Here is a 25,972-nt window from a genome sequence, read left to right as displayed (position 1 = left end):
AAGCCAAGGTGCAGAGAGGACAAATCTGTTAAAGATAAAGTAAGATAATGTATGGGATCAACAAAATAGGGAGGGCGGAGAATGCGAGCAGAGATCGTAGAAGAAACCCTGTTTTCTATGGGCATTAAGCCGGAGGATTGTAAGCTGATCGGAGGCTACAGCGGCAATGTATTTGAAGTTGACGGTGAGTATAGCGCAATCCTCAAGATTTTAGACAGGTCCGAAGTAGATGAAGCGGGATTGCTGGCGGAGATGGAATGGCTGCATTATTTGCATTCCGCAGGGGTGAAGGTGGCGCGTCCGCTGCGCGTGGACGGGAATGCTTTTATCCGGCATATCGGCAATGAACATTACTGTGTAATGTATGAGAAGCTTATCGGACAAGCCGTAAGTCCAGCCGACCCCAAGCTGTGGAACCCGGCGACGTTTAGGCAATGGGGCGAAACGATGGGGCAAATTCATGCGGCTGCGGCCAGATATGGCGGACATCAAGGACTGCCGCAATGGTACGGGAACAGTGTCTATCACGCCGTCCAATCAGCTGATATAAACAGCCGGATTATTGAGAAATGGGAGCAGTATCGCCGGGAATTCGCGGCGCTTCCGGTGGCGGGCGACAGCTACGGACTGATCCATGGCGACATGCATCACGGCAACCTGCTTGCAGGCGAAGACTCGTTATATGTGATTGATTTCGGGGACAGTGAGCATCACTGGTTCGCCTACGATATCGCTATTGCGATATACCATTCGGGTCAAACCGCAGCAGCCGGGGATAGAGAACATTTTACCGCCGAATTCTGTAAAGCATTCATGCAAGGGTACAAGCAGAGTCATTCTACTGTTCCTTCCCTGGAAGAGATCGGCTATTTTATTGAATACAGGCACCTGTACTCCTTCATCTATCATTGCCTATATGCCGACAAAAGCAGCTTATCACCGGCACAATTACGGTATTTGGAGGACATGGAATCGTCAGTGTTAAGCGGCCGGCCTTATGTGACCGGATTTAGCTGAGCCCGCAACCCTTGTTGGCAGACTGTAGTTGGAAAATCGCCACTTAATTTGACTCATATCGAGATAATCACAGACTTAGTTGGATATCCGCCACTTAATATGGGTGGAAAGTAGTGAGTTCACCAATTTCGACCAATTTAAGTGGCGATTATCGAATTAGATTGCTGAAATCCGTAATGCAGGCCGAAATAGTGTGCGGAAATCGAACTAATTGCAGTGAACGTTGAGTTTGGCCTGAGGTTAGGCCTGAGCTTGGCCCTGACTATCGCGAAAGCTTGGATATCCGGCCGCTATTTTCTTTTGACAAAAAGCAGCGAGCAGTTCCCGGACCGTCCGGGAATCGCTGCGCTGCTCTTTATTTGTACCCTCTAAGTATCCATCCGCTCCTATTGTAAATACCGGAAGCTCTTGCTGCGGCCGTCTCCGAAGCAGACCACTTGATCCAGCTCTGCGGCGGCGAGGCTGCCGTCTTCGTGCAGCGCTTCTGTAGCTACATACCGGCCCTTGATTTGCGCCAGCACATTGGTAATTCCTTTGAATTGCTCATGTTCCACTACATCCGTCAACGTGCATTCGATAGCTATGGAACATTCCTGGATAACCGGAGCGTTTACCATGTGGCCTTTGGCATGCGTTAGGTCAACATTCTCAAATTTACTCACTTCGTAACCCGAATGGCTGCCGCAGTACTCAATGGCATCCAGCAGGGAACGGTCAGGGATGTTGACTACGAAGTCCTTGACCTTCTTGAGCTGATTGACAGCATAGCCCTTGCTGCTGAAGCCGAGCATAATCATGTCCTTGAGTGTGTACGAGGAAGTGATGGGTGTTACGTTCGGCAGACCGGTCTCATCATAGAAGCTCACCAGAATGACCGGAAATCCATAATACATTTTCTCATAATTCACAGCTACCTTCTCCATTACGCAATCCTCCTGAAATCTAACTTGCCACATTGTGGCAGCTCCATTTCAAAAGCATAACGCAAGCCGGGAAAGAGGCTGGGTGACCGCAGTCACATTTCTAGTGATTCAGCTGCAGGGCGGGCCCGAAGAATTCGTAGTGAATCTGTTCCTCTTTCATGCCGAGCGCATGCAGCTCGCGGATCATGGCCTCCATAAAAGGTACCGGTCCGCATACATAGGCGTCCCCGGCAATATCCACGTATTTACCCAGCGTTTCGCCTGTGATCACGCCGTCCGGACCGCCGGAATAGAAGAACTTGGTCTGCACATTGCTCATCGCGGCGGCATGCTTCTCCACATCGGCACGGAAAGCGCCAAGCGCTTCGTTCCGGGCAGAGTGCAGGAACACGGTAGGACGCTCGGGAGTAACGGCAGCGACGGTTTCGAACATGCTCATCATCGGCGTAATGCCGACGCCGCCGGAGATAAAGGCTACCGGTGTCGCTTTGGCGGTGTCCAGCACAAATTCGCCGGCAGGCGCACTCACTTCAACCGTGTCTCCTTCGTTAACCTGCTCATGCAGATACAAGGATACGACGCCATTCGGATCATGCTGGGCTTCGCGCTTCACGGAGATCCGGAATTCATCCGCTGAAGGTGCCTGCGAGAGGCTGTACTGGCGGATCATTAAATACTGCTCGCCCGGAATGGATACCCGTACAGAAATGTACTGGCCAGGCTTGTAGTCCGGTACTTTGGAGCCGTCCGCCGGCTTCAGGTAGAAGGAGGTGATATTTTCACTCTCCTGAATTTTACGGGCAATCGTAAACGGTTTGAAGAAATTCCAGCCATGCTCCTGCTCTCTGGCCGCTTGATACATATTGTCTTCCACCCCGATGAAAGCATCGGCAATCACACCGTAAGCTTCTTCCCAGGCGGTAAGTATCTCCGGCGTAGCTGCGTCGCCAAGCACTTCCTTAATGGCCTTTAGCAGAAATTCACCGACAATCGGATAATGCTCGGGTTTAATTCCCAGACTGACATGCTTATGGGCAATCTGCACAACTGCCGGCAAAATATTCTCAAGATTGTCGATATGCACTGCCGCAGCATACACTGCATTGGCCAACGCTGCTTGCTGGCGCCCTTGAACCTGGTTGGCATGGTTAAACACATTAAGCAGCTCCGGGTGTGCTTCGAACAAGTTGCGGTAAAAAACAGTGGTAATCGTAGTGCCGTGTTCTGCCAAGACCGGTGCTGTTGATTTAACGATATCTCTGGTTTGCTGAGTTAAAATGATCATCCACTCCTCTCGAATAATACGAATTTAATATATACGCTTTTTAAGCAAAAAGATATATTTAAAATACCACTTTAACAAAATGGACAATTTATATGTTATTATTTGTTACAAATATCACATCAATGCATCCGTAGGAGTGGAATATGAGACTGACTATGTACACCGATTTTTCCTTGCGTATCTTGATATATCTGGGCAGTAATCAGCGGGGTAAGTTGTCTACCATTCAAGAGATTTCCGGCGGATACCGGATCTCCAAGAACCATCTGATGAAGGTAGCGCATGAACTGGGGAAAGCGGGATACATTGAGACCGTAAGGGGGCGCAGTGGAGGGATACGGCTGGCGCTTGCGCCGGAACAGATCAATATCGGAGCGGTAGTCCGCCGGATGGAGGACGACTTCTATCTGGTGGAATGCTTCCAGCCTTCCGGCGGCAGCTGTCCGATCAGCCCGGTGTGCAGATTGAAGGGAGCACTCGGAAGGGCGCTTGAGGCCTACCTGCAGGTGCTGGACGAATACACGCTGCAGGATTTATTGGTTAATACGGAAGATCTGAGGGCGCTGCTGCAGATGAATGACCCGCTCAATCCTGTCCGAACAACAGACGCTCCTCTTCCCGGCTATGAACACCGTTCAATACCAGCAGTGCATGAAACTGAAGAAGCACCTCCGGAGTGAGACCCTGCTCGGCCAATAAGACCTTGATGTCACGTATAATGATCCGCATCAATTCGTGGTCGCGGGCCAGGCGCAGGACGTCATCCGCCAACCTGGGATTCTTCTGGACCATGTCCTGGTAGAAGCCTTCTTCTTCGGCATCGGCATGACTGATGATCCTGGTCTCCCAATATTCGATTAAATGCTCGGCCGCCTGGCGGGCCACGGTAAATTCCTTGGCGAGCAGCAGCTCTTCCATTTCTCCGGTTAGGGTTACCGCTCCTGACAGTCCGCCCTCATGGATAGCGTGGTGGGCGGAGTGCTGCCATAATGAAGGTCCTGGCATCGGATTCATCCTCTCTTTTTTTGGTTCCTAGTATAGCATGGAAGCGGGCGGAGGATGTCCCGCTAAGGAGTTCCCCGCTGCGAAAGAGGGAATTCCCTAAGGCAGCAGGATTTCGGGCGAACCATAGAATTAAAGCTAAACCTTTCTCCCCGGGGAAAGGTTTATTTGCTGTGGATTCGGCTGCGGCTGCAGATCAAGGGATTTCCCGTTCCTCAATAGGACATTCCCTAATGGGAACCGGGAATCGGCAGATTCATAATGGGATTAATGAGTGTTCTGCAAAGGAGTGTACGACATCGATGAAGAAGAAATTTGGTCTCAATTTTTTCAAGCCGCTCGAGAGCTATTCCGGTAACTGGTCCATTCTGGAGGAGAAGAACAGAGATTGGGAGAACATGTACCGCCAGCGCTGGTCGCATGACAAGGTTGTCCGCACGACCCACGGAGTGAACTGTACAGGCTCCTGCAGCTGGAAGGTGTTCGTGAAGAACGGCATCATCACCTGGGAGAACCAGCAGATCGACTATCCTTCCTGCGGGCCGGATATGCCGGAGTTCGAGCCGCGCGGCTGTCCACGCGGAGCCACCTTTTCGTGGTATGAGTACAGTCCGCTGCGTGTGAAATACCCGTATGTGCGCGGCAAGCTGTGGCGGCTGTGGCAGGCAGCGCTGACCGAGCACGACAACTACATTGATGCCTGGGCCAGCATTGTTGAGAATCCTGAACAATCCAGCCAATACAAGAAAGCGCGCGGCAAGGGCGGCCATATCCGTGTCGCCTGGGATGATGTGCTGCGCCTCATTTCAGCCCAGCTAATCTATACCATCCGCAAGTATGGCCCCGACCGGATTGCCGGGTTCACACCGATTCCGGCCATGTCGATGGTCAGCTATGCGTCCGGCGCCCGCTTCATCTCGCTGCTGGGCGGCCAGATGCTGAGCTTCTACGACTGGTACGCCGATCTTCCGCCGGCTTCGCCGCAGATCTGGGGCGAGCAGACGGATGTGCCGGAATCCTCCGACTGGTACAACGCCGGATACTTGATCATGTGGGGATCAAATGTGCCGCTGACGCGCACTCCGGATGCCCACTTCATGACCGAGGTGCGTTATAAAGGCACGAAGGTTGTCTCGGTTGCGCCGGACCACGCCGAGAATGTCAAATTCGCCGATAACTGGCTGGCGCCGAACCCGGGAACCGACGCTGCCCTTGCGCAGGCTATGACGCATGTCATTCTGAATGAGTTCTACCACGAGCGCCGGGAAGCGCAATTCATTAATTATGCCAAGCAATTTACAGATATGCCGTTCCTGATTTTGCTCGATGAGCATGAGGATTCCTGGAAGGGCGGCCGGTTCCTGCGGGCGAGCGATCTGGGTGATACCACACCGCATGCCGATTGGAAGCCGGTCATCTTCGATGAAGCTGCGGGGGAAGTCATCGTGCCGGGCGGCACCATGGGCCAGCGCTGGGAGGAAGGCAAAGCCTGGAACCTGATTCTGGAACGGGAAGACGGTACCAAGATTGAACCGGCTCTAAGCATGGAAGAGCATGAAGGGCAATGGACAGAGATTGTGTTCCCTTACTTCGACAATGCCGGCAACGGCGTATTCAAGCGGGTCATTCCGGCCCGGACCATACGGCTGGCAGACGGCACGGAGCGGCTGGCCGCCACCGTGTATGACTTGATGATGAGCCAATACGGTATCGCCCGGACCGCCAGTCCGCTGAATGCCCAGGGGTATACGGATGCAGCGTCGCATTATACGCCGGCCTGGCAAGAGAAGATTACCGGAGTAAAGGCGAGTGTCGTGGTGCAGATCGCCCGCGAATTCGCCCAGAATTCCATTGATACGGGCGGCCGTTCGATGATTATTATGGGGGCGGGCATCAACCACTGGTTCAACAGCGACACGATCTACCGCTCGATCCTGAACCTGGTCGTGCTGACCGCATCCCAGGGCGTCAACGGCGGCGGCTGGGCGCATTATGTCGGCCAGGAGAAATGCCGGCCGATTGAAGGCTGGTCCACGGTCGCCTTCGCCAAAGACTGGCAGGGCGCAGCCCGCCAGCAGAATGCGACTTCCTTCTTCTACTTCGCCACGGAGCAGTGGCGGTATGAAGAGAGCGGCACCGACTCGCTGAAGTCGCCGACCGGGGGCGAGGTCGCCTACCGTCATCCGGCCGACTATAATGTGCTGGCAGCACGGCTCGGCTGGCTGCCGTCCTTCCCGCAGTTCAACAAGAACAGCCTGCTGTTCGCCGAAGAAGCTGCGCGGCAGGGCAAGTCCTCTAACAGCGATATCGTGGGCCATGCCCTGGAGGAGCTGAAGTCCCGCAAGACCCGGTTCGCCGTTGAAGACCCGGGCGCACCCGAGAACTTCCCGCGCTCGCTGTTCATCTGGCGCTCGAATCTGATCTCGAGCTCCGCCAAGGGCCAGGAGTATTTCATGAAGCATCTGCTGGGCGCCTCGGACGGCCTGCTGGCCGAGCCGAATACCGAAGAGAAGCCGGAGGAAATCATCTGGCGCGAGGATGTGGAAGGCAAGCTTGACCTGATGGTAGCCCTCGATTTCCGGATGACGACTACTCCGCTCTATGCAGATATCGTGCTGCCTGCGGCAACCTGGTATGAGAAGACAGACCTGTCTTCCACCGATATGCATCCGTTTGTGCATCCGTTCAATCCGGCCGTCAATCCATTGTGGGAATCCCGTTCCGACTGGGATATCTACCGGGGGCTGGCGGAGGTGTTCTCCGAGATGGCCAAAACTCATCTTCCGGGTGTATATAAAGACCTGGTTTCCACACCGCTTGGACACGATTCCATCGGAGAGATTTCCCAGCCGATGGGGCTGGTGAAGGATTGGGCCAAGGGCGAGGTTGACGCCATTCCGGGCAAAACAATGCCGAACCTGAGCATCGTCGAACGCGACTATACCAAGATTCACGATAAATTCATTTCGCTCGGCCCGAATCTGGCAATCGGCAAGGCCGGCGCCCACGGCATCAGCTTCTCCGTGGCCGAAGAGTACGAAGAGCTGAAGAAGCTGAGCGGCGTCTACTACGACGAATCCATCAAGAACGGACTGCCGAAGCTGGCGACTGCCCGTCAGGCAGCCGATGCCATTCTGCACCTGTCGTCGGCGACGAACGGCCGCGTATCGCAGAAGGCATATGCGCAGGCCGAGAAGGACTCGGGCGTCGAGCTGCGCGACATCTCGGCCGACCGGGCAGCGGAACGCATCACCTTCCAGAGCATCACGGCACAGCCGCGCGAGGTCATTCCGACGCCGGTGTTCAGCGGCTCGAACAAGCAGGGCCGCCGGTATTCGCCGTTCACGACCAACATCGAACGGCTGGTTCCCTTCCGTACATTGACCGGAAGACAGCATTTCTATATTGACCATGAAATCTTCCAGCAGTTCGGCGAAGCGCTGCCGGTCTACAAGCCGACGCTGCCGCCGATGGTATTCGGTCCGCGCGACAAGGAAGTGAAGGGCGGCCAGGACTCGCTGGTTCTCCGTTATCTGACGCCGCACGGCAAGTGGAATATCCATTCCACCTATCAGGACAATCAGCATATGCTGACGCTCTTCCGCGGCGGTCCAACCGTATGGATCAACGACGAGGATGCGCAGGGCCACGGCATTAACGACAATGACTGGCTGGAGGTCTACAACCGCAACGGTGTTGTCACCGCCCGGGCGGTTGTCAGCCACCGGATGCCGCGCGGCACGATGTTCATGTACCATGCCCAGGATAAGCACATTCAGGTGCCGGGCTCGGAAATTACCGATACACGCGGCGGGAGTCACAATGCGCCTACCCGTATCCATCTGAAGCCTACGCAGATGGTCGGCGGCTACGCTCAGCTCAGCTACGGTTTCAACTACTACGGACCTATCGGCAACCAGCGTGATGTCTACGTAGCCGTCCGCAAGAAGAAGGAGGTTGACTGGCTTGAAAATTAAAGCGCAAGTGGCAATGGTAATGAATCTGGATAAATGCATCGGCTGCCATACGTGCAGTGTGACCTGTAAGACAACCTGGACCAACCGCAAAGGTGCGGAGTATATGTGGTTCAACAACGTGGAGACCAAGCCGGGGATCGGCTATCCGAAGCGCTGGGAAGACCAGGAGCTGTATAAAGGCGGCTGGCAGCTGCGCAAGGGCAAGCTGGAGCTGAAGTCCGGCAACAAGCTGTCCAAGATCGCGCTCGGCAAAATCTTCTATAACCCCGATATGCCGGAAATGAAGGACTACTATGAACCGTGGACCTATAACTATGAGCATCTTACCGAAGCAGGTGAGCAGAAGCATAGTCCGGTGGCACGGGCCCACTCGGCGGTAACGGGCGAGAAGATGGACCTCGAATGGGGACCGAACTGGGAGGATGACCTGGCCGGAGCGCATGTCACCGGACCGCAGGACCCGAACATCCAGAAGATCGAAGAAGAGATTAAATTCAACTTCGAGCAGTCCTTTATGCTCTATCTGCCCCGGCTGTGCGAGCATTGCCTCAATCCGAGCTGTGTCGCCTCCTGTCCGTCCGGTGCCATGTACAAACGCGACGAGGACGGCATTGTCCTCGTAGACCAGGAAGCCTGCCGCGGCTGGCGTTACTGCATGACGGGCTGCCCGTACAAGAAGGTCTACTTCAACTGGCAGACCAATAAGGCCGAGAAGTGCACGTTCTGCTTCCCGCGCGTGGAAGCGGGCCTGCCGACCGTATGCTCCGAGACCTGTACCGGCCGCATCCGGTATCTGGGTGTGCTGCTGTATGATGCCGACAAGGTGCATGACGCCGCATCCGTGCCGGATGAGCAGGATTTGTACCAGGCCCAGTGCGATCTCTTCCTGAACCCGCATGATCCGGAAATTATCGCCCAGGCCAAAGCCGACGGGATTTCGCAGGATTGGCTGGAGGCTGCCCAGAATTCGCCAGTTTACAAGCTGGCCATCGAGCATAAGCTGGCATTCCCGCTGCATCCGGAATACCGGACGCTGCCGATGGTCTGGTATGTACCGCCGCTTAGCCCGATCATGAATTATTTTGAAGGCAAGGATTCGCTGAACAACCCGGATATGATCTTCCCGGCCATCGAAGAGATGCGTACGCCGATCCAGTATCTGGCGAACATGCTGACAGCAGGCGATACAGAGACGGTCAAAGAAGCATTGCAGCGGATGGCGATGATGCGCTCCTATAAGCGCGCACAGTCGACTGGACAGGAATTTGACGCTGCGCGTCTGGAACGCGTGGGAATGACCGCACAGCAGATGGAGGATCTGTACCGGCTCCTGGCCATTGCCAAGTATGAAGACCGCTTTGTCATTCCGACCTCCCACAAGGAGCAGCATATGAATCCTTACCGCGCCCAAGGCTCGGCGGGCTTCGGCGACCTGATGGGCGATATGGGCTCCGGCTGCAGCGGCTGCGGTCCGGCCAGCGCACCGGGGATCACCATCAAGGACGGCAAACAAACGCTTGAAGAGAACTTTTACGGAGGGATCTGGCGTGATTGATTTAGACCAATTGCATAAATATAAGCAATCCTTCGGTTATTTCTCTCTGCAGCTCATGTATCCGGAGAAGCTGGATTTCCATCCGGCTTTTCTGGAGGAAGCGTTTGACGCCGCTCATCCGGCATATGAGCATGTACAGACTTACTGGACGCTCATGCAGAACTACAGCCTGGAGGAGATTCAGGAGCAATATGCGGCCACGTTTGATTTTCAGAAGCATTGTGCCCTGTATATGACCTATTTCAAGTTCGAGGATGCCAAGGAACGGGGGCAAATCCTGGCCAAGACGAAGCTGCTCTATGAAATGTTCGGCCTCGAAATGCCGGAAGGCGAGCTGCCCGATTACCTGCCGCTGATGTGTGAATTCCTCTATGCCGCAGAGTGGCGGGGAAATCCGGACGCTCCGGAGAATTTCCGGATGCTGATGGCCATCTTTGAAGACGGCACGTATCATCTGCTCAAGGCGCTGGAGCGGAATGAAAGCCCGTACGCCCATCTGGTCAAAGGATTGCGCGAAACCATTAAGGCTTGTGTACGACAGGAGGCCCCTCGTTCATGAATATGTTCAACCAGTTTCTTTGGGTTATCGTCCCATATATGTGTCTCGTCGTCTTTATCGGCGGACATATTTACCGCTACCGCAAGGACCAGTTCAACTGGACGGCGAAATCCAGCGAATTCATTGAGAAAAAGCAGCTGAAATTCGGCAGCATTCTGTTCCATCTGGGCATCATTCCGGTCATCTTCGGCCATGTTGCCGGACTCGGCATACCGAAGTCATGGATGGAGGCACTCGGAGTAAATGATCATCTCTACCATATCGGAGCTGTCTATATCGGCGGATTCTTCGGTGTGGCTACGCTGCTGGGCATGCTTATTCTGACCTCCCGCCGCTTCACAATCAAGAATGTGCGCCGGCTCAGCAGCGCCTCCGACCTGATCGTTAATTCGCTGCTGCTCTTCATCGTCTTCATGGGCATGTATTCCACCGTCGTCACCAATGCGGTCCAGCCCGAGTTCGATTACCGGGAGACCATCTCCGTCTGGTTCCGCGGCCTGTTCATGTTCCGTCCCGATCCCGCGCTGATGGCGGATGTACCGTTCTCGTTCAAGCTGCATATTCTGTCCGGCTTCGCGATCTTCGCCTTCTGGCCTTTCAGCCGGCTGGTTCATGTCTGGAGCGTTCCGTTGAATTATATCGGCAGAAGTTATATCCTATACAGAAGAAATAAATCGAATTAAGGTACGGAAGCAAGGCTTCCGCTGCCGTTTATATAGGGGAGAACGCGATGACCAACAAGGTGGATTACGATCATGAACTCCACAGAATCCGCAAGGATTTGGGATATGACTTCATGTCGCTCGCCCTGGCCGAACCGGCAGAGTATGATTATGTCATCCGCTGGAAATATGCCTCCGGCAACACTGGTGAGCGTTATAAACGGATCGTGCTGCAATCGGGGAGAGGGATAGCGGGTATCGTGTTCAAGACCGGCAAGCCATTCCTGATCTCATCGGTGCAGGAGGATGTGAAGCCGGACTATCTGTTCAACTATCCCATCACGAAGATGGAGAATTTGAACAGCATCGGGGCGGTGCCTGTCTGGAATGACGCCCGTGTGGCGGGTGTGCTGCTCGGGGGCTTCCGCGACGGACGCCGGGTTACCGCAGAGATGCTTCTTGTCCTGGAGGCCGTGGCCCGCAAGGGAATCGGAGAATTGAACGGGAAGGAATTGTTGCTGAGTTGAGAACCCCGGGAACTGAACATGTGTCCGCTTCATTGATGATGAAGCTGTTTGAGAACAGCACCGAAGCCATATTCTTCTTCGACCGGCAAGGGAAAGCGCTGGCCATGAATCCGGCTGCCGAGAATATCGTCGATCAGGATATTCTGAAGCAGCTCTATCAGGGAAATCCCGAGGCGTTGTGCGGGACCTGCCGGGGCTACACCAGCGAGATGGAGCTGCGCACCTGCCTGAACTGTTATTTCCATACACCGGATGCCGAGGAATTCAGCTCATATCAGGTCTATCTGGAGACGCGGGATAAGGGAATGATTCCGTTTGCTGCAACCTTCCACACCATCGACGCCGCGGCGGGCATCCGTGTATTTATGCTGCGGGATTTGACTCGGCAGTTCAAGACCCAGGAGAAGTTCTACCAGAACAAAATGATGAAGCATGTCATAGAAGCCCAGGAGAATGAGCGCAAGCGGATCTCCCGCGAGCTGCATGACAGTGTGGCCCAGGAAGTCATGGGCGCGGTCATTGACCTGCGGCTGCTCAAATATATGACGGGCGACGAGCAGCTGCTGAAGAAGGTGAAGCAGACCGAAATGTCGATGACCCGGCTGCTGAATGATATCCGCAACCTGTCGGTCGAGCTGCGTCCGGCGGCGCTTGATGATTTCGGGCTGGAGGCGGCGTTCCGCTCGCATTTCAAACGGATGGAGCAAAGCTACGGCTTAGTCATCGACTATCACTCCCAGCTGGCAGAGAAGCGGTACGGCAGCGAGATCGAAACGATTATGTACCGGGTCTGCCAGGAAGCGGTCCTGAATGCCCTGAAGTATGCCCAGGTGGATAAAGTCCGGGTATCGCTGACCGAGAGCGAGGGTCTGCTGCGGCTGCTGGTCGAAGATGAAGGCATCGGCTTTCAGCCGGGCGATGAACCCGACGGCACCGGTCTGGGCTTGTTCGGCATGCAGGAGCGGGCGGAGCTGGTCGGCGGCACCTTCAGTGTGGATTCCGTAATTGGCCGGGGCACGCGGATTCTGCTGCAGGTTCCCGTAAGCGGGTCCAACAGAAAGGAGGGAATTCCCGAATGAGAATCGTCATTGCCGACGATCATGCGATGGTGCGCAGCGGCTTCTCAATGATTCTGAACTTTCAGGAGGATATCGAGGTCATCGGGGCGGCGGCAGACGGCCTTGAGGCTTATGCCATGGTGGCCAGAATGCGGCCGGATCTCTTGATTATGGATTTGAGCATGCCTCCCGGAGAGAGCGGCCTGATTGCCACCGGCAAGATCAAAGAGGATTATCCCGATACCAAAATCCTGATCCTGACCATGCATGATGACGAAGAATATCTGTTCCATGTGCTGAAGAACGGAGCTTCGGGTTATGTGCTCAAGAGCGCGCCGGACGAGGAGCTGCTGCTTGCGATCCGGACAATTTATGAAGGCGGCACTTATATTCATCCCAAGATGGCGACCTCACTGGTCCGCGAATTCATCAAGAAGGATAAGTCCGACAACAGCGAGGATCTGTTCGAGCTCTTATCGAAGCGTGAGCTGGAAATCCTGCCTTTGATCGCCAAGGGGTACGGCAACAAGGAGATTGCCGAGAAGCTGTTCATTTCCGTAAAGACAGTGGAAGCCCACAAGGCGAAGATTATGGAGAAGCTGAACCTGAAGAGCCGGCCGGAGCTGGTCGAATATGCACTTCGCAAAAAAATGCTGGACTTCTAGAGGGGAGCCACTGCCAATAAGGCATGGGGTTCCCCCTTGTTTTGTATCCAAGCATGTTTGGCCTTGATTCCCTAAATGTTATACCCGCCTTCGGGTAAGAACTCCCACCATTTCATATGCTCAAAAGGCTTACGGCGCACATTGGTTCCGCAGTGTATTTCTCCCGATTTCTGATGGTAGCTGTACCAGTCATCGATAAACCGGATGTCCCGGCCCGGAAGCGCTTTTCTGAAGGAACGTTCAAATTCATCCACGCCATCAATGACAGGACCGTAAGGCTTGGGTACCAGACTGGTATTGCCAATGACCAGATGATTCACCATATCAGGAAAATAAGCCTCTGTCCGATTGTCCGCAACGGAGCGCGGATGAAACAGCACCGGGATCTCAATAACATCGGCGTCGGTGATATCGAGATGCTCTTTCAGTATAATACGGTTAATGTCCATACATTTTTGAAAAAAGCGGTTTTCACTCCAGAAGCGGGCATCGGACAATAACTCCCCGACGGTAATCTGCGCAGAGACCTGTTGTCCGTCCAGCTCATGGAACAGACCCTCGAACATTGCCGCGTTGCTGTGGCCTTCCTGAGCCAGGCGGTCAAGCACCGCTTTGGCGCGCATCGGGGATGCGGCCAATATTTTGAACCCTTTGGCGTTCTCTGCGGGGACAAAGTTAATAATCTCATCTACATGACCCACAGCCAGCCAATCTGTAAAAATTTCAATCGGACTTTGCACCTTCTGGGCATGAAGGAAATGGCGCAGATGCGGCATCATCTGCCGGGAACTGTCCTGGTAGTCGCCATAAGCGCGGCCTCCGAATATAATCCGTCCGAGCGGGTATTGCCGGCCTTTTACAACAACAGGTGGACTCACTTCCAGATTGCCGAAGGAATCAAGTGAATTGGGTGTGCTTCCGCCGATTTGAAAATGGCCAAAATCAGGTCCAAACAGACTTTGCTCCGGGAAAGAATCAAGTTCCCTGTTACGCGGGCTGTCGAAAACAACAGGCATGCTGTGGGTCGGACTTTCACAATACCCGATTTCGATTTCATCCTGAATCCAGCGGTCTCCCTTATTGTCTTCGTAGGGGATTAGCCGTAAGGGAACGCCCAGCTGATTGCAGGCATCTGTTAATCCCTCCAGAAACTTAGAGTTTTCCCCGCTTTCGGAAGGGGGAATTACACAGGCATACACTTCTGCTACAGGAAGTGAATTCGGCATCATAATCCACGGCGCTACGCGAAACACAGCAGTATCAATCGCTGCAGGAATGCCTCCTGTTCTGCGCAAATGCAATTCCAGGGTCACCAATCCCTCAAAATAAGGGCCGGGAAACTCGTAAGCTTCAATAAACAATTGCTCGCCGCGGGGATCTAGTGGAACGGATTTCGAAATGAGCTCCTCCTTGGATTTACGCCCCAAAATACACTCGGGCTGTCCGATCTGGTTAATGCGGAATACACCGAACCGCTGAGCCGCTTCAGGCTGAGTGTACAGCACAAGTTCAATTCCCTCCGGCAATTGCTGGAGTCCTGTAGGCCGGACTATTAACGGGGTATGTTCAGAATGTTCGTTTCGCGCAGGGGTAATGTCGGAATGATCGCGGTCATTGTTTACCAATACGATGGCCCCCGGTTCATTTTTGCCCCATACCCAGTTGCCTTTGCCCGCCTCCTGCGGATTAATGTCGCCGTCACGATTGGAGTCGATATCAAGGACGACCGGAATGTCCGCGAAATCAATGCGCAGCTCGTCGGAAATTGCCCCTCCTTCTGTAACATGATGCAGGACAGCATACCCAAAGCCGTTGCTTTTACCCGATATGCTCATAAGTCCTTCATAGGGCAAGGGATTATTCAATGGGATATCTGGCATCAAAAGGGTCCACTGATCATCCTGTACATAGAAAACATCGACATTCGATTGCTCCTTAAGCAAGATATGGCCGTCTGTTTTATTGAAGTAAAATCTCGATTTCTCTCCATCGTTATTGTATAGCAGGATTGCTTCCATGACAGGTCACTCCTTCTTTGCGTTAAAATGTAGTATGTGAATAAAATAACAAGATATACCATGCGCTTCCGGGCCGGACCGGAACTGAGCTTTTTTTCAGGGTTTACCCTGTCAGGGAAAGGGTACTCCCCTATATATGTGCGCGGGATCGGCGGATACAATGGTGACAGGAGAGATACAGCAGTACATACAATCAGGAGAATACATGGTGAGAAGGTGAGTAAATGATTAAAAAACTGCAGCTCCCGCTGCAAACCCTTAATCTGATTACCGGATTTATGGTGTGGGTGATTATTTCTTCGCTGATGCCTTACATTTCCGAGGACATCAGCATCCCGTCCGGCCAGTTGGCGATCGTTACCGCCATACCGGTGGTCCTGGGCTCCGTTTTACGGATTCCGCTGGGGTATTACGCCAATATTTTAGGTGCACGGATTATTTTTATGACCAGCTTTATCCTGCTGCTGTTTCCGGTCTATTTCATCAGTGAAGCGACGACGATGACGCACCTGATTATCGGTGGGCTCTTCCTCGGCATCGGCGGAGCGGTATTCTCGGTAGGGGTGACCTCGCTGCCGAAGTATTATCCCAAGGAAAAGCACGGGCTCGTCAACGGGATTTACGGAATCGGTAACATCGGTACCGCAATTACGACGTTCTCTGCACCGATAGTGGCCGACAGGTTCGGCTGGAGCACGGCCGTCAAGATTTATCTGATCCTGCTGCTGGTGTTCATTGTGCTGAACTTCCTTCTGGGGGACCGGCGTGAGCCCAAGGTGAAGACCCCGATCATTGAGCAGATCAAGGGGGTGGCCCGCAATGAGAAGCTGTGGCTCTTCTCGTTGTTCTATTTCATTACGTTCGGGTCGTTCGTAGCGTTTACGGTGTATTTGCCGAACTTTCTGGTATCCAACTTCGATCTGGAAAAAGTCGATGCCGGGATGCGCACCGCCGGCTTCATCGCGGCTGCAACGTTCTTCCGTCCGGTGGGCGGATGGCTCGCCGATAAGTTCCAGCCGCTGTTTCTGCTGATCGGCACATTCAGTATTTATACCGTAGCCGCCATTGTTCTGGCATTTCTGCCTTCCATGGGGCTCTACACGGCGGGCTGTCTGGCGATTGCCGTAAGTGCGGGGATTGGCAACGGGGTTATTTTCAAATTGGTGCCCCTATATTTCAATAAGCAGGCAGGGATAGCCAACGGTGTGGTGTCGATGATGGGCGGACTGGGCGGATTCTTCCCGCCGATTATGCTGTCGCTGATATATTCCGCCACCGGGCAGTATTCCATCGGATTCATGCTGCTGTCGCAAGTGGCGCTGGCCTCTCTGGTGCTGGTGGTCTGGTTGTATTATCAGGACCGTCTGGCGCTTACTGCGGAGGTGTTCAATTCGACCGGCCAGGGGATTCTGGTCACCGATGCGTCCGGGCTGATCAAGTCCGTCAATCCGGCCTTTACGAAGCTCACGGGTTACAGCGAAGAGGAAGTGCTGGGCAAGCAGCCGAGCATTTTGAAATCCGGCCGGCAACCGCAGGAATTCTACCGCGACATGTGGACGGAGATCCGGGCAAGCGGCATGTGGCAGGGTGAAATCTGGAACCGGCGCAAGAACGGCGAAGAATATCTGCAGTGGCTGAACATCAGCGCTGTCAAAGACGATACTGGCGAAGATGTAAGGTACGTAGGCACTTTCAGCGATATTACGGGGAAGTAAGCAGCTGTGGCCCGGCGGGGATACGCAGCATAGGAGCGGTTACAGCGGGAAAGGGAAGATGACCAGATGAATGCACATCCATTAGAAGATCAGCTGCGGCGTCCAATCCGCGATTTGCGGATATCGGTCACAGACCGGTGCAACTTCCGCTGCTCCTACTGCATGCCGCGGGAGCTGTTCGGCGACGATTATGCCTTTATGCCAAGCAGCGAGCAGCTAACCTTTGAAGAGATCGAGCGGCTGGCTGGGCTATTCGTAGCCCTAGGGGTACGGAAGCTGCGGCTGACCGGCGGCGAGCCGCTGCTGCGGCGTAATCTCTCCGGGCTTACGGCGAGACTGTGCAAGATGGACGGGGTAGAGGATATCGGCTTAACGACGAACGGAATCTTGCTGCGCCAGCATGCGGAAGCGTTGTACGAAGCCGGGCTGCGCAGGCTGAACATCAGTCTGGACGGACTCGATCCTGAGCTGTTCGGGCGGATCAACGGGCGGGGCGTCAAGCCGGAAACGGTGCTGCGCCAGATCGATCATGCGGTGGACACCGGGTTCGAGGTTAAGGTGAACATGGTAGTGAAGCGCGGCTTGAACGAATCGGAGCTCCTGCCGATGGCCGGATACTTCAAGGACAGGGGGATTACACTCCGGTTCATCGAGTTTATGGATGTGGGCGGCGGCAATGGCTGGAGTATGGAGCATGTGGTCACAAAGCGGGAAATGCTGGAACGCCTCCAAAGCGTCTATGAGCTGGAAGCGCTGGACCGGCATTATTTTGGCGAAGTGGCCAAGCGGTACAGGTACAAGGGGAGCGAAGCACAGGTCGGATTCATTACCTCGGTATCCGAATCGTTCTGCTCCTCCTGTACCCGTGCCCGGCTGTCCTCCGACGGAAAGTTCTACACCTGCCTGTTCGCTTCGGGTGGCCTGGATCTGCGGCGGCTGCTGCGCAGCGGAGCGGATGACGACAGCCTGCTGGCTGCCATCACAGAGGTGTGGGAGCACCGGGCAGACCGTTATTCCGATGAGCGCACAGAGCAGACGCAGCAGCAACGCAGCAAAATAGGGATGTCCTATATTGGCGGGTAACAGACAACTGGCATTTCGATACTGCTCGGACTAGCTATGCTCGGGCTAGCTATTAATGGAGCCGGTCTGCGGATCATTCTTGGCGGTTTCGAAATTGCCGGAGCCGACCCGGCGGCGGATTTCCTCCTCCGTCAGCTGCTGGCCAATCGGACCGGTCGGGATCTCCGCCTCACGCTCATTGGCTGCCGTCCGTTCCACACGGGCGAAGCCGGCATTGGTGCGGCGGCCGATCTCTTCGCGTTCCTCCCGCGACAGCTGCGGACGTTGTCCGGATTGCTGATCCATATTCATCATCATTTCCTCCTCGCTGAATTTGTCATGACCCACTTGAGTTGACCGACTAACACATCCCTTTCCCTGAACAGCCCGACAAACAGTGCAGTCCGGCTGATCATTCTAAATGTAGTCGAAAAAACGACCACAATGGGCTGCAGTGATGGCTGGCTGGGCAAATGTAGGCGAAAAACCGACCATAATATCCTGCCGTGGCGAAAAATAGACCAATTGTAGTTGAAAAACCGACCATAATGGGCTGCAGTGAAGGCTAGCTGAGCAAATGTAGTCGAAAAACCGACCATAATCCACAAACCTAGCTCACCTAGCGGGAAACAGGACAGAACCTTATGGTTGTCATGTTTAGCTTTTTTGCAGGATTAGTGGAAAGTCGCCACAGGCTGAAACAGTGTGCAAAAAACGGACTAATTGCATTGAGCGATCTACGTTTCAGCAGATAAATTCGATAGATCAACTTATAATATACCCCCTTAATGTAACCAAGAAACAAGCGAATTTACCCGGAATGCGAAGGAGACGAAGTAAGCCGATGAATGGAGCCCAGTTATTGATTCAGTTATTGACCGAACAAAATACGGAGATTATCTTCGGCTACCCCGGCGGTGCCGTGCTGCCCTTATATGATGCTTTGTATGACTGCAGCGGCATTCAGCACATTCTGGTACGGCATGAGCAGGCTGCAGTCCATGCCGCCGACGGCTATGCCCGGTCGACGGGAAGACCCGGGGTGGCGCTGGTAACGAGCGGTCCCGGCGCGACCAATGCGGTAACCGGCATTGCCACGGCCTATATGGATTCCGTGCCGCTCATTGTGCTGACCGGACAAGTCTCGACTGAGCTGATCGGGCTGGACAGCTTTCAGGAGGTGGACATCTACGGCATGACGATGCCGATTACGAAGCATAATTACATCGTCCGGGATGTCGCCGAACTGCCGCGAATCATGATTGAGGCGTTTCATGTGGCGACTACGGGCCGGCCGGGTCCGGTCCTGATCGACTTGCCGAAGAATGTGATGAATGCGCAGTGGAAGCCGGAGGATAGCCGCGGACCGGCGGAGGTTACGCCCGCTATCCGGGGCTATGAGCCTTATCATCCGCTGGATGCCCAGGATATTCAGCTGGCAGCCGAACGGCTGAACCGGGCAGAGCGCCCGCTTATCCTGGCCGGCGGAGGCTGCATGAGCGGGAATACGCCGGCGCTCCTAAGGGAGCTGGCGGAGCAGTACGGCCTGCCGGTGGCCAGTACGCTGATGGGCCTGGGTGCCATGCCCAGCGGACATCCGCTGCATTTGGGCATGGTCGGAATGCACGGAACCGTAGCGGCCAACCGCGCTCTGCAGGCTGCGGATGCCGTGCTCTGCCTTGGCGTACGGTTCAGCGACCGTGTCACCGGCAAGCGTAAGGCGTTCTCGCCCGGCTCCTATAAGATTCAGATCGATCTGGACCACTCCGAGCTGAACAAGAATATCAAGGTGGATCACGCCATCCTCGGTGATTGTGGGGATTTGCTCGCCGGACTACAGGAGCAATTGAAGCTGCAGGATTTGACGGAGTGGACCCGGCAGATCCGCACCTGGTCCCAGCGCTCAGCCAAAATACCCCGTGGGCAAGAGAACAAGCTGTCAGGACCGGAGGTTATCAAGTGTCTGGCGGCGGCGACGGAGGGCGATGCCATAATTGCAACCGATGTCGGCCAGCACCAGATCTGGACTGCCGCGTATTATCCGTTCTCGGAGCCGCGGTCGTTTCTGACATCCGGAGGGCTGGGGACGATGGGCTATGGATTGCCGGCGGCCATCGGCGCTGCCGCTGCATTCCCCGGACGGGCGGTTCTCTGCATCACAGGGGACGGCAGCTTTCAGATGAACATGCAGGAAATGATGACAGCCGTCGATCTGGACCTGAATGTGAAAGTGGCGGTGCTTAAGAACGGCTACCTGGGGATGGTCCGGCAATGGCAGCAATTGTTCCACGGCCGCCGCTATTCATCGGTACGCATCAGCTCACCCGATTTTGCAGCCCTGGCCCACTCCTTTGGCGCCCACGGGTTCCGGGCCTCTTCCCGTGCCGAGGCAGAGGAGATGATTGCACGCGCCCTGGAAATCGAAGGACCGGTCATTATGGAATTCGATATCACCGAGGAGACGAATGTGTACCCTATTGTGCCTCCGGGTGCCAGCAATCAGGAGATGATTACCGAGTAACCAGCCGTTCGCAGGATAAGCAATCCATTACATATACAAAAAGGATGTTCCCGCCGCGTTGATTCCGGCAGAGGAACATCCTTTTTCGTATGCAGCGCGGGTACTAGAAATAGAGCATGAGCACAGATACATACAGCATCAGCGAAAATCCGATCTCCAGCATTCCCGTGCGTTTGGCGGTAATCCCCGTCTTGGGCAATAGTGCTGCACGCAGAAGCAGGATAACAAGCGGGACGATCAGGGAAGGGAAGAAGAGTGCGCCGGCAGCGGCGAACAGGACATGGTACAGCACGGACATGTAATAGAAGCGGGGATTGTTCCGCTCGCGGATGACGGTCTTGACATAGAACGCAGTGCCGACAAAGTACAAGGCTGACAATAGAAACAGCTCGGCCGCCGCCCTCCAGTTCTCGCCGCCTCCGACATAGAAGACCGGGAACAGAATCAGGCAGAAGGCCAGCACAGCCGCAATGTCGTTCAGCAGAGCGCGTTCATTCTTGGCTTTGGCATAATAAATATTTACTGCAAATAAAGGCAGCAGGGGCAGGGCGAAGACGAGCAGCTTCGGCTCGCGTATCAGCATATATGCCGCAAAGGGCAGCAGCAACAGGCCGTATAATTTGACAGGCTGAATGTACCGTTCCCGTCTTCCGGTCTTGACCCATTGCAGCAGCGGGAAGCTGAACAAGTAGATCAGCAGCCAGCAAATAAAGAAGGGAATATGTATAGCCCGGCCTGAGGAAGAAGCGATTCCGAACAGAAAAGGCAGAATTAGCATGGCCCAGGCTCCGTGCTGATTGGGTATGTATTTTCTCATCATCGTTAACCTCCATATCCGAAAGATCCGGCAGACCAGCGATCTGGCTGCTCCAACCATAACTATACCGCTTCGCGAACCGCCGGCTTAGTGATTGCGGACACAGTGGATTTTACAAATTGATTATAGATGACGGTAATAGAATAATTAGCGGAAATTAGCGATAAAAACAGAAACAGGCTGACGTATATCGAAGCGTTTTTTAATAAAATAGTTTATAAGTTAGTTTAATAATAACTTTATTCACTAACACATAAAATTACATTTTGCCTTGACAATATACATGGATAATTTTAGAATGAAAGCGATTACTCTATTGGTAATGTTGTACAATGCGCTGGAGAACAGCAAGCTGTCTGCAACGTATCATTCGACAATCATTCGGGAGGTGCTAACCAAATACGACATTTGCAATAACTTTAGTGATAACTCAACAATAACTTGTTAGCTTATTTGAACCGAAACCGATTTCTGAGGGGGAACGCTTTAGGATGAAAAAAAAGAATGCCCTGCTTGCATTGTTCATGACTTGCGCCTTAATATCAACCACTGCCTGTAACAACGGTAATAACAGCTCTAATGGTAATAAACCGGACTCATCCGCTAATACTGCCGCTGCAACAAGCAAGCCTGCTGCGGATGTGGGGCAAACGCCAACCAAAAATGAAAGCGCTTCTGATCCGGAAATCAAAGCAGGCAGCTCGGTCACGGTATTCAATCCGAAGATGCCGACGCTCGACCCGACACAATGGCAGGGGCAGATTCTGGTAGGGCAGGGCACCTTGCTCGAAGGACTGTACGGCTACAACCAGGATAATGAGATCGTTCCGAAGATTGCGACGGGCTATACTGTTTCCGATGATAAAAAGACCTGGACCTTCACGCTCCGCAAGGATGCCAAGTGGTCCAACGGTGATCCGGTGACGGCCCATGACTTTTATTACTCGTACATGTACCAGCTTGATCCGGCCAATACAACGGCGCAGCTGTGGCTCAGCGTACTCAACTATGTGAAGAACAGCTACGCTTACCATGCCGGCTCGGTCAGCAAGGAAGAAGTCGGCCTTAAGGTCGTTGATGATTATACCTTCGAGATTACAACCACGGTGCCTCATGCCATCCTGGGAAGCCTGGTGCTGGCGGGGTCCATGCCGCTCAATCAGAAGTCGGTGGAAGCGAATCCGGGAACCTGGTTTGAGCCGGAGAACTTCCTTGGCAACGGACCATACACGGTCAAATCGTTTGTTCCCAACGGTGAGCTGATCATGGTGAGCAACCCGAATTACGTCGGTCCGGCAGGCCAGCTTAACCGCGGCAATGTTGAGACGATCCATGTTCTCCCGGCTACGACGGTTCCTGTAGAGGATTATATGTCGAGTCATGCCGATGTCGTGCTGATCCAGAGCGCCTCGGATTTGCAGTACGTCAAGAAGTCCGACGAACTGAAGGCACAGCTGTATACGGCACCGACGTATTCCATCAAATATTTGCTGTGGAGCAACCCGCAGACAGAATCCCCTTATGACAAGAAGGAAGTGCGTCAGGCCATCGCCAAGGCGGTTATGCGCAAGCCGATTGTGGAATCGGTGCTGAACGGCATGGGCGGAGCCACCAATATCTTCTCGACGCCGGGCTGGCCGACGGAGAAGCTGGAGACCGGCATTGCCGAAGATCTGGAATCCGCCAAGCAAATGCTCAAGGATGCCGGGTATGAGAACGGCAAGGGACTGCCGACGCTCTCCCTGTATGTCGGTGTGAAGCAGGTCGATGCCCAAGGGGAACAAATCGCTCTGGCGCTCGGTCAACTCCTGGAGCAGAACCTGGGCATCAAGACCGAGCTTGTACAGCTCAACGAAGCCCAATTCAACGCTTACCAGTACAACGGCCCGCAGGCCGACGCGAAACCGGGCTTTATCCTGGCTTCGGGTGCTACGAACTGGAGTGAACCCGGCGGGCTGGATATGGGAGCGACACAGCAGCTGTACTCCCTGGGTACCCTTGACGCTCCGCTTGAAGCCACCAAGCAGTTCGTGGACTGGACCAAGGACGTATATTATAAACCGGCTATCGAGAAGTACGGAGATCCGGACAACAAAAAAGCCGGCGTAGAGTGGAGCGACTGGGCGGCGCTGGAGAAAGCAGCTAAAGAGGATATCGCTTTCATCGACAAATGGACGTCGGAGCAGCCGGCCGAATGGCAGCCTTTCCTGAAGCAAGAAGGTCTGCCGACCCTTACCGAGCAGTGGCAGCAGATCGTCGATGTCTGGAAGAATGCCAAGACCGACGATGAGAAGCATTCCGCCTTCGTCACGGCCTGGACCTTCGTTGCACCTAACGCTCCGGGCGGCAAGCTGAATCAGAATGCACTGGATGTGCAGGTATATTACAATACCTATTCTTCCAAGGATCTGCTGAATCTGAGAATGTGGCAGACGCAGTTCGTCAACGCGCTGACTGTCGAAGAAGGCGCACCGCTTGCAGCCAATGTCATCAATTATCTGCTGGAAGAAGCCTATACAGTGCCACTGTACTACCAGCAGCAATACTTCCTGGTGAAGCCGGGCATTACAGGGGTACAATCCAACCCTTGGGCATGGGGCAACTTCTACGGTCTTCATATGATCTCCGTGGAGTAATCCGGATCGGTTAATAATGGCCAATCGAGGGCACCCAAGCGGTGCCCTCGTATCGGTAAAGGAGGCACGAAGATGGCCATAGTGAAGTTCATTTCCAAGCGTATTATCCAGATCATTATCACGCTGATCCTGGTCATTTCCGTCAGTTATATCATGATGTATTATTCTCCGGGCGGATTCATGCACACCAGCACAATGGCTACGGCACTGGCTCCCCTGCAGGGACAGAACCCGGTGCTCTACCAGGAGGTTATGGCGCAATTCCAGAGCCGTTACGGCCTGGATCTCCCGCTCTGGCAGCAAATTGCGAAATATATCTGGCATGAGCTGACCTTTGATTTCGGCAATTCGATGCAGAACCCTTCGCTGCAGATCGCGGGTCAGCTGAAGCAGACGCTGCCGATCAGCGTTATGCTGGCATTCGGAGCCGTGCTGCTCTCGGTCATCGTCGGAGTTCCGCTTGGAATTATTGCAGCGCTGAAGCGGAATACATGGGTGGATTATGTAGTCAGCACTATCTCCCTGGCCGGACAGGCGATTCCCGCATTCGTGCTCGCGGTCATTATGGTATTGCTCTTCGGGGTGGTATTTCAGGGTATTCTCCCGGTAACCGGCTGGGGGAACTGGAAGCAGGCGATTCTGCCAATCATATGTTTGTCCGCAGCCAATGTCGGCGTTGTCGCCCGGTATATGCGCGGAAGCTTAATTGAGACACTGAGGTCCGATTATATCCGTACAGCCAAGGCCAAGGGTGTCAAATACTGGCCGATGATCATGAAGCACGGCGTCAAGAACTCCCTGACCGCGATGATCACCGTTATTGGCCCGCAGTTCGCTTTTACAGTGATGGGCACAATCTGGGTAGAGCAAATCTTCGCCATTCCGGCGCTCGGACAGGTGATGCAGATGGCTTTCACCAGCTTCGATTATCCGCTGGCCATCACCTCCGTCTTCCTGCTTGGTTCGATGATTATGATAATGAACCTCATGGTCGACATTATATACGCCTTTATTGACCCAAGGGTCAAATTATAATCCGCGAAGCATTTCTACAAGCATAGGAGGGGGAGCCATTGGCAAGTACGGTTACAGCAACACAATCGCCGGATACGGCTGTCAGCAAGCAGCGCCGGCGGTCCCAGCTATACCAGGGCTGGAAGCGGTTCAAGAGACACCGCCTCGCCGTCATCGGCTTAGTCTGGGTGGTAATCTTCGTACTGGCCGGGATCATCGGGCCGTGGGTGGCACCGTATGACTACCGTACAGGCGATTTCCTGGCGATCAATCAAGGGCCGACCTGGAAACATATCTTTGGTACGGACAATGTGGGCCATGATATGTTCAGCCAGATTCTGTACAGTATCCGCAGCGCGCTGATCATTGCCATCGGCGCTACGCTGGTCAGCTTCATTATCGGAATTATCCTCGGTCTGTGGGCCGGACTGCGCGGCGGTCTCGCAGACGTTATCATCATGCGTGCAGTTGATTTCATGATGACCTTACCGGGATTTCTGTTCGCCCTCATTCTGGTCATCATGCTGGGGCGGGGATATCTGTCCCTGATTCTGGCGATCGGCATTCCCGGCTGGGCAGGATATGCGCGGCTCATCCGCAGCCTGGTGCTCAGCATGCGGGACGGCGAGATGGTGGAGGCAGCGCGGGCACTGGGCGCTTCCCAGGCGCATATTGCGCGGCGCTATATGCTGCCCAATGTCGTCGGAAGCATGGGGGTCGCACTGGCCTTCGGCATTCCCGGCGATTTGATCCAGATCGCGGGGCTCAGCATCTTCGGCATGGGGCTGCGGCCGCCGATTCCGTCCTTCGGCAGCATGATCGCCCAGGCGAGCGAGAACATCCTCGGGTTTCCGTGGCTGCTGTATTTTCCGGCAGGTATCTTTGCCATTACCCTGCTGTCGTTTCTGTTCGTAGCAGACGGTCTCCAGGAAGCATTCAGTCCGAAAGGGGGCAATTGA

General features: G+C 54.3%; 20 protein-coding genes and 1 pseudogene. 15 read left to right on the top strand and 6 right to left on the bottom strand.

Annotation, left to right across the window (positions count from 1 at the left end; all coding sequences use genetic code 11):
• The first annotated feature begins 81 nt into the window (after window positions 1-81).
• On the top strand, window positions 82-1,017 hold the full coding sequence (locus tag F1379_RS25445; RefSeq protein ID WP_150275279.1) for a phosphotransferase enzyme family protein: 936 nt from the start codon (window positions 82-84) through the stop codon (window positions 1,015-1,017).
• A 386-nt stretch (window positions 1,018-1,403) separates the two neighbouring features.
• On the opposite strand, the gene F1379_RS25440 is transcribed toward F1379_RS25445, so the two are convergent.
• The gene (locus tag F1379_RS25440) at window positions 1,404-1,940 is read right to left on the bottom strand and encodes a flavin reductase family protein (RefSeq protein WP_150275278.1); all 537 of its coding nucleotides are present in this window, start codon (window positions 1,938-1,940) and stop codon (window positions 1,404-1,406) included.
• Between the two features lie 100 nt (window positions 1,941-2,040).
• Window positions 2,041-3,219 (bottom strand): NO-inducible flavohemoprotein, encoded by a 1,179-nt coding sequence (hmpA, locus tag F1379_RS25435; protein WP_150275315.1) that lies wholly within the window; start codon window positions 3,217-3,219, stop codon window positions 2,041-2,043.
• Window positions 3,220-3,368: 149 nt separating this feature from the next.
• On the opposite strand from hmpA, the pseudogene F1379_RS25430 reads away from it, so the two are divergent.
• Window positions 3,369-3,794: pseudogene (locus F1379_RS25430) on the top strand (Rrf2 family transcriptional regulator); the annotation flags it as partial.
• Window positions 3,795-3,810: 16 nt separating this feature from the next.
• Here F1379_RS25430 and F1379_RS25425 read toward each other — a convergent pair.
• Entirely contained in the window at window positions 3,811-4,230 is a 420-nt protein-coding gene (locus tag F1379_RS25425) for a hemerythrin domain-containing protein (RefSeq protein ID WP_150275276.1), read from the bottom strand.
• A 299-nt stretch (window positions 4,231-4,529) separates the two neighbouring features.
• Here F1379_RS25425 and F1379_RS25420 point away from each other — a divergent pair, with 299 nt between their 5' ends.
• Genes F1379_RS25420 through F1379_RS25390 form a run of 7 tightly spaced genes read left to right on the top strand, consistent with a single transcriptional unit; the run spans window position 4,530 to window position 13,230 of the window.
• Window positions 4,530-8,204 (top strand): nitrate reductase subunit alpha, encoded by a 3,675-nt coding sequence (locus F1379_RS25420; RefSeq protein WP_150275275.1) that lies wholly within the window; start codon window positions 4,530-4,532, stop codon window positions 8,202-8,204.
• The gene (narH, locus tag F1379_RS25415; protein WP_150275274.1) at window positions 8,194-9,759 is read left to right on the top strand and encodes a nitrate reductase subunit beta; all 1,566 of its coding nucleotides are present in this window, start codon (window positions 8,194-8,196) and stop codon (window positions 9,757-9,759) included. The genes F1379_RS25420 and narH overlap by 11 nt, the downstream gene beginning before the upstream one ends.
• Entirely contained in the window at window positions 9,752-10,318 is a 567-nt protein-coding gene (gene narJ, locus F1379_RS25410; RefSeq protein WP_150275273.1) for a nitrate reductase molybdenum cofactor assembly chaperone, read from the top strand. Before narH ends, narJ begins: the two co-directional genes overlap by 8 nt.
• Window positions 10,315-11,001: a respiratory nitrate reductase subunit gamma gene (gene narI, locus F1379_RS25405; RefSeq protein WP_150275272.1), complete on the top strand. Its 687-nt coding sequence runs from the start codon at window positions 10,315-10,317 to the stop codon at window positions 10,999-11,001. The genes narJ and narI overlap by 4 nt, the downstream gene beginning before the upstream one ends.
• Window positions 11,002-11,048: 47 nt before the next feature.
• On the top strand, window positions 11,049-11,507 hold the full coding sequence (locus F1379_RS25400; RefSeq protein WP_150275271.1) for a GAF domain-containing protein: 459 nt from the start codon (window positions 11,049-11,051) through the stop codon (window positions 11,505-11,507).
• Between the two features lie 35 nt (window positions 11,508-11,542).
• Entirely contained in the window at window positions 11,543-12,586 is a 1,044-nt protein-coding gene (locus tag F1379_RS25395) for a sensor histidine kinase (RefSeq protein WP_150275314.1), read from the top strand.
• Entirely contained in the window at window positions 12,583-13,230 is a 648-nt protein-coding gene (locus F1379_RS25390) for a response regulator (RefSeq protein WP_150275270.1), read from the top strand. The genes F1379_RS25395 and F1379_RS25390 overlap by 4 nt, the downstream gene beginning before the upstream one ends.
• A gap of 71 nt (window positions 13,231-13,301) precedes the next feature.
• Here the strand turns inward: F1379_RS25390 and F1379_RS25385 are convergent, their stop codons facing one another.
• Entirely contained in the window at window positions 13,302-15,248 is a 1,947-nt protein-coding gene (locus tag F1379_RS25385; RefSeq protein ID WP_150275269.1) for a protein-arginine deiminase family protein, read from the bottom strand.
• A gap of 224 nt (window positions 15,249-15,472) precedes the next feature.
• On the opposite strand from F1379_RS25385, the gene F1379_RS25380 reads away from it, so the two are divergent.
• The gene (locus tag F1379_RS25380; protein WP_150275268.1) at window positions 15,473-16,963 is read left to right on the top strand and encodes an MFS transporter; all 1,491 of its coding nucleotides are present in this window, start codon (window positions 15,473-15,475) and stop codon (window positions 16,961-16,963) included.
• 66 nt (window positions 16,964-17,029) lie between these two features.
• Complete coding sequence (gene moaA / locus F1379_RS25375) at window positions 17,030-18,046, top strand: GTP 3',8-cyclase MoaA (protein ID WP_150275267.1); 1,017 nt, start codon at window positions 17,030-17,032, stop codon at window positions 18,044-18,046.
• Window positions 18,047-18,091: 45 nt separating this feature from the next.
• Here the strand turns inward: moaA and F1379_RS25370 are convergent, their stop codons facing one another.
• Window positions 18,092-18,337 carry a hypothetical protein gene (locus tag F1379_RS25370; RefSeq protein ID WP_239004808.1) on the bottom strand — a complete coding sequence of 82 codons (246 nt, stop codon included), beginning with the start codon at window positions 18,335-18,337 and terminating at the stop codon, window positions 18,092-18,094.
• Window positions 18,338-18,869: 532 nt separating this feature from the next.
• On the opposite strand from F1379_RS25370, the gene ilvB reads away from it, so the two are divergent.
• Entirely contained in the window at window positions 18,870-20,546 is a 1,677-nt protein-coding gene (gene ilvB / locus F1379_RS25365; protein WP_150275266.1) for a biosynthetic-type acetolactate synthase large subunit, read from the top strand.
• 103 nt (window positions 20,547-20,649) lie between these two features.
• Here ilvB and F1379_RS25360 read toward each other — a convergent pair whose 3' ends face one another.
• Window positions 20,650-21,366 (bottom strand): YwiC-like family protein, encoded by a 717-nt coding sequence (locus F1379_RS25360; protein WP_338046804.1) that lies wholly within the window; start codon window positions 21,364-21,366, stop codon window positions 20,650-20,652.
• A 488-nt stretch (window positions 21,367-21,854) separates the two neighbouring features.
• Between F1379_RS25360 and F1379_RS25355 the strand changes: the two genes are divergently transcribed.
• From F1379_RS25355 to F1379_RS25345, 3 genes are all read left to right on the top strand, one after another.
• Window positions 21,855-23,999 (top strand): peptide ABC transporter substrate-binding protein, encoded by a 2,145-nt coding sequence (locus F1379_RS25355; RefSeq protein ID WP_150275264.1) that lies wholly within the window; start codon window positions 21,855-21,857, stop codon window positions 23,997-23,999.
• Window positions 24,000-24,071: 72 nt separating this feature from the next.
• A complete protein-coding gene (locus F1379_RS25350) occupies window positions 24,072-25,034 on the top strand; it encodes an ABC transporter permease (protein WP_150275263.1) in 963 nt (320 codons plus the stop codon).
• A gap of 38 nt (window positions 25,035-25,072) precedes the next feature.
• A complete protein-coding gene (locus F1379_RS25345; RefSeq protein ID WP_150275262.1) occupies window positions 25,073-25,972 on the top strand; it encodes an ABC transporter permease in 900 nt (299 codons plus the stop codon).

The sequence above is a fragment of the Paenibacillus tepidiphilus genome, from assembly GCF_008635795.1.
GTDB lineage: Bacteria > Bacillota > Bacilli > Paenibacillales > Paenibacillaceae > Paenibacillus_AQ > Paenibacillus_AQ tepidiphilus.
Note: the sequence above shows the minus strand (reverse complement) of the source record. Positions and strands in the feature narration are given on the sequence as shown.

Bases quoted from the DNA above. Each gene is read 5' to 3' on its own strand.
- F1379_RS25385 (WP_150275269.1), bottom strand. From the start codon at position 15,248: ATGGAAGCAATCCTGCTATACAATAACGATGGAGAGAAATCGAGATTT.
- F1379_RS25355 (WP_150275264.1), top strand. From the start codon at position 21,855: ATGAAAAAAAAGAATGCCCTGCTTGCATTGTTCATGACTTGCGCCTTA.
- F1379_RS25360 (WP_338046804.1), bottom strand. From the start codon at position 21,366: ATGATGAGAAAATACATACCCAATCAGCACGGAGCCTGGGCCATGCTA.
- F1379_RS25445 (WP_150275279.1), top strand. From the start codon at position 82: ATGCGAGCAGAGATCGTAGAAGAAACCCTGTTTTCTATGGGCATTAAG.
- narI (WP_150275272.1), top strand. From the start codon at position 10,315: ATGAATATGTTCAACCAGTTTCTTTGGGTTATCGTCCCATATATGTGT.
- F1379_RS25440 (WP_150275278.1), bottom strand. From the start codon at position 1,940: ATGGAGAAGGTAGCTGTGAATTATGAGAAAATGTATTATGGATTTCCG.
- F1379_RS25420 (WP_150275275.1), top strand. From the start codon at position 4,530: ATGAAGAAGAAATTTGGTCTCAATTTTTTCAAGCCGCTCGAGAGCTAT.
- moaA (WP_150275267.1), top strand. From the start codon at position 17,030: ATGAATGCACATCCATTAGAAGATCAGCTGCGGCGTCCAATCCGCGAT.
- F1379_RS25425 (WP_150275276.1), bottom strand. From the start codon at position 4,230: ATGCCAGGACCTTCATTATGGCAGCACTCCGCCCACCACGCTATCCAT.
- F1379_RS25370 (WP_239004808.1), bottom strand. From the start codon at position 18,337: ATGAATATGGATCAGCAATCCGGACAACGTCCGCAGCTGTCGCGGGAG.
- F1379_RS25400 (WP_150275271.1), top strand. From the start codon at position 11,049: ATGACCAACAAGGTGGATTACGATCATGAACTCCACAGAATCCGCAAG.
- F1379_RS25350 (WP_150275263.1), top strand. From the start codon at position 24,072: ATGGCCATAGTGAAGTTCATTTCCAAGCGTATTATCCAGATCATTATC.
- F1379_RS25380 (WP_150275268.1), top strand. From the start codon at position 15,473: ATGATTAAAAAACTGCAGCTCCCGCTGCAAACCCTTAATCTGATTACC.
- F1379_RS25395 (WP_150275314.1), top strand. From the start codon at position 11,543: ATGATGAAGCTGTTTGAGAACAGCACCGAAGCCATATTCTTCTTCGAC.
- F1379_RS25390 (WP_150275270.1), top strand. From the start codon at position 12,583: ATGAGAATCGTCATTGCCGACGATCATGCGATGGTGCGCAGCGGCTTC.
- ilvB (WP_150275266.1), top strand. From the start codon at position 18,870: ATGAATGGAGCCCAGTTATTGATTCAGTTATTGACCGAACAAAATACG.